We start from the raw sequence: 8,897 nt of genomic DNA, 5'->3' as shown, positions 1-8,897 counted from the left end.
CGCCTGGTGGAACGGCCACCCCCTCGACCGCACCCGCACCAGCCACCTCGCCCGACTAAATCTCTCCCTCGTCGCCTGAATTAGCCACCAGGATCGGAGATGAAGTGAAGACCGCCGCTTGGGACTTCGTCTCCGCCCACGCCGAGAAGTTCGGCATCACGCGGATATGCCGGGTGCCGGACGTCTCCCGCTCCGGCTACTGCCGGTGGATCGCCGGCGCCAAGGCGCAGGCCGAGCGGCAGGCCGCCGATGACGCCCTGGTCGCCGAGATCCGCGAGATCCACGCCGAGCACCGCGGACACTACGGCGCGTTGCGCATCCATGCCGAACTGCGCGGCTTCGGCCACGCCGTCAACCGCAAGCGCGTCGCGCGTCTGATGCGCAAGCACCACACCGTCGGCCGCCACCTGCGCAAGGGGAAGCGGACCACGATCGCAGACCCGCTTGCGCCGCCGGTGCCGGATCTGGTTTAACGGGACTTCACCGCTCGCGCCGAGTGCTCGGCTTCTCGATGGCCTCGCACATGCGGGCCGGACTCGTCATCGACGCGCTCCAGGCCGCGGTCGCGGCCCGCGGCGGTGACGTATCCGGGGTGATCTTCCACGCGGACAGGGGCTCGCACTACACGTCGTCCGCGTTCGCGCAGGTCTGCGACCGGTACGCCATCCGCAGGAGCACGGGCAAGGTCGGCTCGAGCTACGACAACGCCCGCCGGCGCCACAGCGCGCTGGGCCGCCTCTCCCCGATGGAGTTCGAACAGCAGCACCACACGACAATAAACTCCAACTCGCAGCATGAACCCCTGTGTCCACACTCCGGGGGTCACCTCAGTTCCACCCGCAGATGGTTTTCTGGCTCCAACGCGTCACCAGGCCAAGCCGCGTCGAACAACATCACTGGCCCCGGCGCGTCCCAATGCTGCTCAGACTCCCAGGCGGCATCAGCGCGCGCGGCATCAACGCTGCCGAGAACCTCCTCCTCCGATTCTGCGGCGCACCACCGCACGAACAGGCCATGCTCCGGGAGGAAGGACGTCGAGGCGGGGTCATCACCGAGGACCAGGGCCTGCAACTGCCCGACCGCCACCAGGCCGGCATCCCCTTCGACGCCGCAGGCCCTGTCGTAGTCGGTTTCAGACTCGTCGCTGTCTGCGCCGGACCGCGAAGACAAGACTGCTTCGGGCACAACGATCAACGGCCCGCCACCGGACTCCACCCACTCGACCGCACCTGGATCTGCATACCTCGCCATGCGAGGAAGCTACAGGCCACCGGTGACAACAATCACGGCCAGGTGACGTCCCGGCACACAGACAGGCCAGATCAGATGTCACCCGATCGTGCGGCAGACCCCGACGCCGGACTATGCCGTGTTGCAGGAAGTGCGTGCGGCCGGCGTTCAAGTCGCGGTTATGGGTCCGCCGTCGTACTTGCCGCCTGTGCAGGTCCTGGACATGGTGCATCGTGTCCAGGGTCTCTCTGCCTTCCACAGTGCGCCGACACCGCCTGGAGCGCGACCCGCGCCGGGCGGTGGCATGCTGAGGAAGAGGCACAAAGGCTGCGACACCGGCCAGCACACGCTGGAGGAGCCTTGACGTATCTGGCTCGCATTCCGTTGGGAGACGGGGCTTCCCTCCTGGTCGAGGCTCCGGCCGCGCAGGTCGGGCCGGTGAAGGCGGGGCGTGTCAGCGATGCCATCCACGACCTGCCGGGGAGTCTGCAAGAGGCCTTGGGGCCGGTCACCGCAGCGGCGCGTGCCACGCTCGACCAACTGCGCAAGGCCGGCCCGGACGCGATCACGGTCGAGTTCGGTGTCGACCTCGCGGTCGAGGCGGGGGCCGTGGTCACCAAGAGCAGCGCCAACTGCCACTTGAAGGTGACCATGATGTGGAAGAAGGACAACAGTCAGGGCTGTCCCGGTACGGACGAGGCCTGAAAGGCTGCTCCCATGGACGTCACCTCCGTCGTCGCCCAGGTCCTCGGACCGGACGGTCAGGTGGCCGGAGCCGGTTTCCTGGTAGCTGAGGACATCCTGGTCACCTGTGCACACGTCGTACGCACTGCCGGATCCGGACCCGGTGAGGTCCTGCTGCTGGCTTTCCCGCACGCGGATGGTGGGCACCGGGTCGAGGGACTTGTCCTGGAGGAGCCGTGGCGTGGCCCTGAGGACGAAGACGTGGCGATCGTGCGCCTGAGCGAGAGTTCCTTGGGCCTGACGGCGTTGCCGTTGGGCTCTGCCGCCGGTTCTCGGGGCCACCGGGTGCGATCGTTCGGGTTCCCCGCCCAGGCAGCGCCCGGCGGGCACTTCGGCTACGGCGAGGCCGGCGATCTGCTGCCCGCCACCGAGACCAGGAGCAGTCATCTCCAGCTGACCGCCGCCAACGACCTGACCACCGGTTTCAGCGGCGGGCCGGTCGTGGACGAGGTGACCGGCCTGGTCGTCGGCGTGCTCACCGAGATCACCGTCCCCGACGACCACGAGAGGGGGCAGGGGATCGCCTATGTCACACCGGTGCAGGTACTGCGGGAGATCTGGCCCGAGCTGGCCATACGGGACGTGTGCCCCTACCGGGGGCTGGAGCCGTTCACCGTGGACGAAGCGCACTGGTTCGAGGGCCGGAAGGACGCGGTGCGTCAGGTGCTGGCGAACCTGGCCGAGCAGCAGCGGGTCACGCTGCTGCTCGGGCCGTCCGGCTCGGGTAAGTCGTCGTTGATCCAGGCCGGCGTCCTGCCGGTGCTGGCTGCGGGCAAGCTACCGGGCAGTGACTCGTGGCTGCCCGTACTCACCCGGCCGAGGCAGGACCTTCTGGCCGAAATCGAGCGCGCCGGACTGCCCGGGACACTCAGCGACGGCATCGCCACAGCAGTCGCCCGCAGACTCGCTGCCGAGCCCGCCTACCGGCGTGTCGTGCTGATCATCGACCAGTTCGAAGAGCTCTTCACCCAGACCTCCGCACGACACGAGCAGGAGCGGCGCCTGGCTGCCACGGATCAGATCACCAAGGCCGTCAGATCACACGCCGAGCTCGACGTGATCCTGATCATGCGTGACGACTTCTACCCCCAACAGGCCGCCCTGGCACCCAAGCTGCTGGAAGCAGCGATGCCGGGACTGCTGAACATTCCAGGCGCCCTGAGCGAGGACGACCTGCACGACATCATCACCCTGCCCGCCCTGAACGCAGGTGCCCACTTCGAGCAGGGGCTGCCCGAACAGATCATCAAAGACGCCCTGGCCACCACCCCCCAGGGGCCCATCGCCCGCCGGGCACCGGTCACCGTGCTGCCGCTACTGGAGCTGACACTCAGCCAGCTGTGGCAAAGACGCGACGACGGATACCTCACGCACGACGCCTACCAGCGCATCGGCGGAGTCACCGGCAGCCTGACCACCTGGTGCGATACCGCCCTCAACCAGCTGCCCCCCGGACACCATCCCATCGCACAGCGCATCCTGACCTCCCTGGTGCGCTCCGCCGACCCCCGCCACAACATCCCCGCCATCCGCAAACAGGTCTCCCTGCAAGAACTGCGCGAACTGGCAACCGACGTCAGCGCAGGGCCCGACAGCGGCAACGACATCGACGACGTCCTCGCCCACCTCACTCGTCATCGCATCATCACCGCCCACACACCCCGCGTCTCCCCTGGCCCCAGCCCCCCTCCCGCACCGCCAGTGGCCGAACTGATCCATGACGCACTCATCCGCGACTGGGGCACCCTGCGCGAATGGGTCAGCCAGGACCACCGCTTCCAGGAGTGGCTCGACCACGCCCGCACACGCCGCGCACGCTGGGGCGAAGGGAAGCACTCTGAAGACCTGCTCGGGGGAACAGCGCTTGCAGAAGGCCTCGAATGGTCACAGCAACGCCGTCTGCCAGGCGACATCGAGGCTTTCCTCACCACCAGCAAGGAACACCAGCGAGCCGTCATCCGGCGCAGCCGACGACTCAACACGATCCTGGCCACCCTGCTCTCCCTCGCGCTCATCGCCGCCGGAGGAGCCCTCTGGCAGTGGCAGACAGTCAACGCCGAGCGGCAGGAAGCCGTTTCCCGTCAGCTCGCGACCCAGTCCAACACGCTCAGCAGCTCAAACCCCGACCTCGCCGGACTGCTCGCCATCCAGGCCTACCGCACCAGCCACACCCCCGAAGCTGCCGAAAGCCTGGAAAACGCTGCAGCCCTCCCGCTGCAGCGGCGCTTGACCGGACACACCGGACGGGTGTTGTCCGTGGCGTTCAGCCGCGACCGGAAAACCCTCGCCACCGGCAGCGACGACAACACCGTGCGACTGTGGGACATGGCCACCGGAAAGACTCGCACCACGCTGAAAGGCCACACTGACTTGTGGGCCATGGCGTTCAGCCCCGATGGGAAGACCCTCGCCACCGGCAGCGCCGACAACACCGTCCAGCTGTGGGACGTAGCCACCGGCAAAACCCTCACCACCCTCACCGTAGAGTCCGGCCCCGCCCCCGTGACTTCGGTGGCGTTCCGCCCCGATGGGAAGACCCTCGCCACCAGCAGCGGCGACACCACCGTCCAGCTGTGGGACATAGCCAACGGTAAAACCCGCACGCACTGGAAAGGTCACATCGACGGCTTGGTGTCGGACGTTGCGTTCAGCCCCGACGGACGCACCCTCGCTATCGGCAGCTACGACAACGCCGTACAACTGTGGGACGCGGCCACCGGCAAAACCCTCACCACCCTGCCAGGCCACACCGGACCGGTGTGGGCCGTGGCGTTCAGCCCCGACGGAAGAACCCTTGCCAGCGGCAGCGAGGACACCACCGTCCGGCTGTGGGACATGGCCACCGGCAAAACCCGCACCACTCTGGAAGGCGCCAGTGCCATGACATCGGTGGCGTTCAGCCCCGACGGACACACCCTCGCCAGCGGCAGCAAAGACAACGCCGTACAACTGTGGGACGCGGCCACCGGCAAAACCCTCACCACCCTGCCAGGCCACACCGGACCGGTGTGGGCCGTGGCGTTCAGCCGCGACGGGAAAACTCTCGCCAGCGGCAGCGAGGACACCACCGTCCGGCTGTGGGACGTAGCCACTGGCAAAACCCGCACCACCCTGACCGGCCACGCCGGACCGGTGAACTCGGTGGCGTTCAGCCGCGACGGGAAAACCCTTGCCAGCGGCAGCGACGACAACACCGTCCGGCTGTGGGACGTAGCCACCGGCAAAACCCGCACACCCTTGAAAGGCCACACCGGACCGGTGTGGGCCGTGGCGTTCAGCCCCGACGGAAGAACTCTCGCCAGCGGCAGCGACGACACCACTGTCCGGCTGTGGGACGTAGCTACCGGCAAAACCCGTACCATCCTGCCAAGCGACTACAGTGGCGCCGTGTACTCGGTGGCGTTCAGCCCCGACGGGAAAACCCTCGCCGGCGGCACCGCCGGTACCTCCGTGCAGTTGTGGGACGTAGCCACCGGCAAAACCCGTACTACGCTGGAAGACGACGGCGCCGTGACCTCGGTGGCGTTCAGCCCCGACGGGAAAACCCTCGCTGGCGGCAGCGGCGACAACACTGTGTGGCTATGGGATATGGCCACCGGAACGAGCCTCTTCACCCTGACCGGCCACGCCGGACCGGTGAACTCGGTGGCGTTCAGCCGCGACGGGAAAACCCTCGCCAGCGGCAGCGGCGACAACACCGTGCGACTGTGGGACGCGGCCACTGGCAAAACCCGCACCACCCTGACCGGCCACGACGGACCGGTGGAGTCGGTGGCGTTCAGCCGCGACGGGAAAACCCTCGCCAGCGGCAGCGACGACAACACCGTGCGACTGTGGGACGCGGCCACTGGCAAAACCCGCACCACCCTGACCGGCCACGACGGACCGGTGGAGTCGGTGGCGTTCAACCGCGACGGGAAAACGCTCGCCAGCGGCAGCGACGACAACACCGTGCGACTGTGGGACGGAGGCCTCCCGCGGCCCGCCGAGGCGAACAAGAAGATCTGTCAGGCCGTCAACCGCAATCTCACCCCGGAGGAACGGACGGCGTACCTGAAAGGCCAATCCGTCGGCATCGTGTGCCCTGCCGGCTGAAGTCCCGACCGGGGTATCCCGACTGTGAGGCTGATCCCTTGGAGTGGACACCCTGACAATAGATCTTGATGGTCCAGGGAGGGATGTTCAGGTGGGACGCAGGTCTCCGTATCCGGAGGAGCTCAGGAAGGACGCTGTCGCTCTCTATCGTGCCTCGGTTGGGAAGCGAACGTATGCGGCGGTGGCCGCGGAGCTCGATATCGCCACGGAGTCGCTACGGCCGTGGGTCCGCAAGGACGGGGGCCAAGCCTCGCCCGAGGGCCCTGAGCGCAGCGTGGGCACCACGGACTTGCTGGCCCGGCTGCGTACGGAGAACGCCAGCTGCTGAAAGCCGGGCAGGAGTGGCGCCTCGAGCGCGAGATCCTGCGCCGGGCAGCCGCCTCTTTCGCCCGGGAGGTGAAGTGAGACCCGCCGCTGGGACTTCATCTCCGAGAACCGCACCGACGTCGGCGTCAAGCGGATCTGCCGGGTGCTCGAGGTATCCCGGGCCGGCTACTACCGGCACCTGGCCACCGAGCAGGCCCGCGCAGAACGCCGGGCCGAGGAGAAGGGCGAGGGGACGGGGTGTAAACCGCAAGCGGGTGATTCGGCTGATGCGGGTCAACGACATCGTCGGCCGGCACCTGCGGAGGAAGAAGCGGACGACGATCGCGGACAGGGCCGCGCCGCCCGTGCCGGACCTGGTGTTGCGCAACTTCAACGCGGACAGGTTGAACACCGGGTGGTGCGGCGACATTACGTACATGGCCGTCGGTGCGACGTGGCTCTACCTCGTTACGGTGATCGACATCTGCTCGAGGAAGGTGGTGGACTGGTCGATCGCGGACCACATGTGTACCTCGCTGGTCACCGACGCGATCGAGATGGCCGTGGCCTCCCGTGGCGGCCGGGTCCGCGGCGTCGCTTCCACACCGACAGGGGCGCCCAGTACAAGGCGGCCGCCTTCGCCGAGGTCTGCCTGCGGCACCGCATCCGCCGCAGCATGGGCCGGGTCGGCTCGAGCTACGACAATGCCTTCGCCGCGTCGTTCATCCAGGGTCTCCAGCGCGAATTGCTCCACCCTCGGCGGGACAAGACGCTCTTTCAGACGGCCCGGCATCCAGGGTATCGAAAAGGCAGAGGTCGAACCCTGGGGAAGGGCAACGGTCGTACTCGTACGACGCGTGCCGGGTCGCGGGGGTGGGGTGCTCATGCGCAGTCGAGGATGTGGTCGCAGGTGTCGGTACCGCTGTGGAGGCTGCTCTCACTGTTCAGGATGTAGAAGCCGTGCGTCGCCGGAAGCACGATCATCGTCTGGTACTGCATCTTGTTGTCGTCCCCGACCACGTAATGCCTGAGAGCGTAGAAGAGGTTGCCGCTGAGGTTGGGGGACTTCATCACCCGGTAGTTGCGGGTCTCCGATTTGAAGCCCGTCACGGGAAGCACCGTGGATTTCCACTTCGTCACATCGGGGATCTTCTGCTGCTGGTCGTATCCCTGGAGGTCGCGCAACGCCTCTGGAGCGAAGTGGGACATGTGGATGTGCAGTTGGTCCTGTCTGCGGGCCTGCTTGGAGTTGATGCCCAGTCCGGCCGCCCCTGGGTTCTTGAAGTAGTGGGGGATCCTGCTTTGCGCGGCCGTCCAGTAGTCGGCAGCGGTGCTGGACCAGATCTTGGGGCACTCGATCCCTTTGAGGCGCTCCGTCGGGACCAACTGAAAGTCCGTCGTGCTTCCCTTCCGGCCCGCCATCACCCCCCACTGGCTCTCTACTTCCAGACAGGGTCCGGGGTTCTTCAGGACGCACGCCTGGATTTCCTTCCATAGGTATCCGTCGTCCGTCGGGCTACCGCAGTCGTCAACGAAAGGATCGGCACCGGTAGCGATCTCCTGATTCTCTGTGGACATAGCATGCCTCCGCGGCTGTCGAGTCGTCCGAAATCCTGCGTTCCGGATCGACTGCAGTCAGGAATCCCCGCAATATCGAACAGATAACCAGCCAGCTGAACTAATCACCCGCAGGATGTAGCTGTACCACCTCCTGGTCTGCGATTTCCGTGTTCCTGTGCGAAGAATTATGCAGACCAGCCGTTACGGAATTTTCTGCTCCGCTTGGGTGGTGAGGTGGCCGAGTGCGCCTGGTGTGCGCCGGTGCGTGTTGACGGGTTGTGTGGTGCGTGCTCAGGGGGGTGTAGCTCGCCAGTTCCTTGTTGTCCCGCTTGAGCTGGGCATTCTCCCGCCGTAGCCGCTCCAGTTCGTCGCTCGCGCTCGCTGGCGCGGTCCCCGCGCGGCGGGCCCGGGACACCCAACTGGCCGGCGTGGTCTCGTTGATCCCCAAGTCCTCCGCGACCGCAGGGATCGACTTGCCGCTCTCCGTCACGATCCGTACAGCCCCCTCACGGAACTCCGGCTCGAACCTCCGTCGCTTCTCCGCCATGACTCTCAACATCCCCTGCAGTCACGGTCTCCACGCTACGAGGGGAGAGGCAGCAGCGTGTATCTTCCCACTTCTGACCAGCTGTTCCGGGCCATACACGGGCCGGATTCTGGACCAGTCCGTAGTGCTGGCGTCCGCCTGGTTGTCGGCGGCGTTACGGAAGAGACGGCCGTCTGGCGGCGCCAAGCCGAACCGCTGGACGGGTTCCCTCAGTATGCTCACGAACGACGGCGGAATCGGCACAGGGCGCGTGGCTTGAGAGGCCGCATACACTCCCGACAACGCCTCTGACCAGGCAGAGAGCGAAACGCTGCTTACTAGCCTCGGTATTTTAGTTGCGGGCCGCCCCAAAAAACGCGGCGCGGCCCGAAATAATGAGCGTGGTATGATGGACCCCCCGCGAGGCCCCCAGCGC

The 8,897-nt window shown here is 66.8% G+C and carries 4 protein-coding genes and 3 pseudogenes; 4 read left to right on the top strand and 3 right to left on the bottom strand.

Going from position 1 to position 8,897, the window contains the following annotated elements; genetic code table 11:
* Positions 1 to 89: 89 nt before the first annotated feature.
* Positions 90 to 763 (top strand): annotated as a pseudogene (locus ACWF9Z_RS36250) (IS3 family transposase); the annotation flags it as partial.
* 65 nt (positions 764 to 828) lie between these two features.
* Here ACWF9Z_RS36250 and ACWF9Z_RS36245 read toward each other — a convergent pair.
* Positions 829 to 1,251 (bottom strand): annotated as a pseudogene (locus ACWF9Z_RS36245) (Imm21 family immunity protein); the annotation flags it as partial.
* Between the two features lie 339 nt (positions 1,252 to 1,590).
* Between ACWF9Z_RS36245 and ACWF9Z_RS36240 the strand changes: the two are divergent.
* The 3 genes and pseudogenes from ACWF9Z_RS36240 to ACWF9Z_RS36230 all read left to right on the top strand — a co-directional run.
* Positions 1,591 to 1,935, top strand: coding sequence for a CU044_2847 family protein (locus ACWF9Z_RS36240; protein WP_453609821.1), 345 nt, complete (start codon positions 1,591 to 1,593; stop codon positions 1,933 to 1,935).
* Positions 1,936 to 1,947: 12 nt separating this feature from the next.
* Positions 1,948 to 6,069 (top strand): nSTAND1 domain-containing NTPase, encoded by a 4,122-nt coding sequence (locus ACWF9Z_RS36235; RefSeq protein ID WP_453609819.1) that lies wholly within the window; start codon positions 1,948 to 1,950, stop codon positions 6,067 to 6,069.
* Positions 6,070 to 6,160: 91 nt separating this feature from the next.
* Positions 6,161 to 7,135, top strand: a pseudogene (locus ACWF9Z_RS36230) (IS3 family transposase); the annotation flags it as partial.
* A 122-nt stretch (positions 7,136 to 7,257) separates the two neighbouring features.
* Here ACWF9Z_RS36230 and ACWF9Z_RS36225 read toward each other — a convergent pair.
* Both ACWF9Z_RS36225 and ACWF9Z_RS36220 read right to left on the bottom strand, forming a co-directional pair.
* The gene (locus tag ACWF9Z_RS36225; RefSeq protein ID WP_453609818.1) at positions 7,258 to 7,953 is read right to left on the bottom strand and encodes a CDP-diacylglycerol diphosphatase; all 696 of its coding nucleotides are present in this window, start codon (positions 7,951 to 7,953) and stop codon (positions 7,258 to 7,260) included.
* Between the two features lie 100 nt (positions 7,954 to 8,053).
* A complete protein-coding gene (locus ACWF9Z_RS36220; protein ID WP_453609816.1) occupies positions 8,054 to 8,482 on the bottom strand; it encodes a transposase in 429 nt (142 codons plus the stop codon).
* Positions 8,483 to 8,897 lie beyond the last annotated feature (415 nt).

The sequence above is a fragment of the Streptomyces sp. NPDC054961 genome (assembly GCF_053609145.1).
The sequence above is the reverse complement of the archived record's forward strand: the minus strand, read 5'-3'. Positions and strand labels throughout refer to the sequence as shown.

What these genes read in the sequence shown, in the direction of transcription:
- ACWF9Z_RS36235 (WP_453609819.1), top strand. Translation starts at nt 1,948, where the DNA reads ATGGACGTCACCTCCGTCGTCGCCCAGGTCCTCGGACCGGACGGTCAG.
- ACWF9Z_RS36220 (WP_453609816.1), bottom strand. Translation starts at nt 8,482, where the DNA reads ATGGCGGAGAAGCGACGGAGGTTCGAGCCGGAGTTCCGTGAGGGGGCT.
- ACWF9Z_RS36225 (WP_453609818.1), bottom strand. Translation starts at nt 7,953, where the DNA reads ATGTCCACAGAGAATCAGGAGATCGCTACCGGTGCCGATCCTTTCGTT.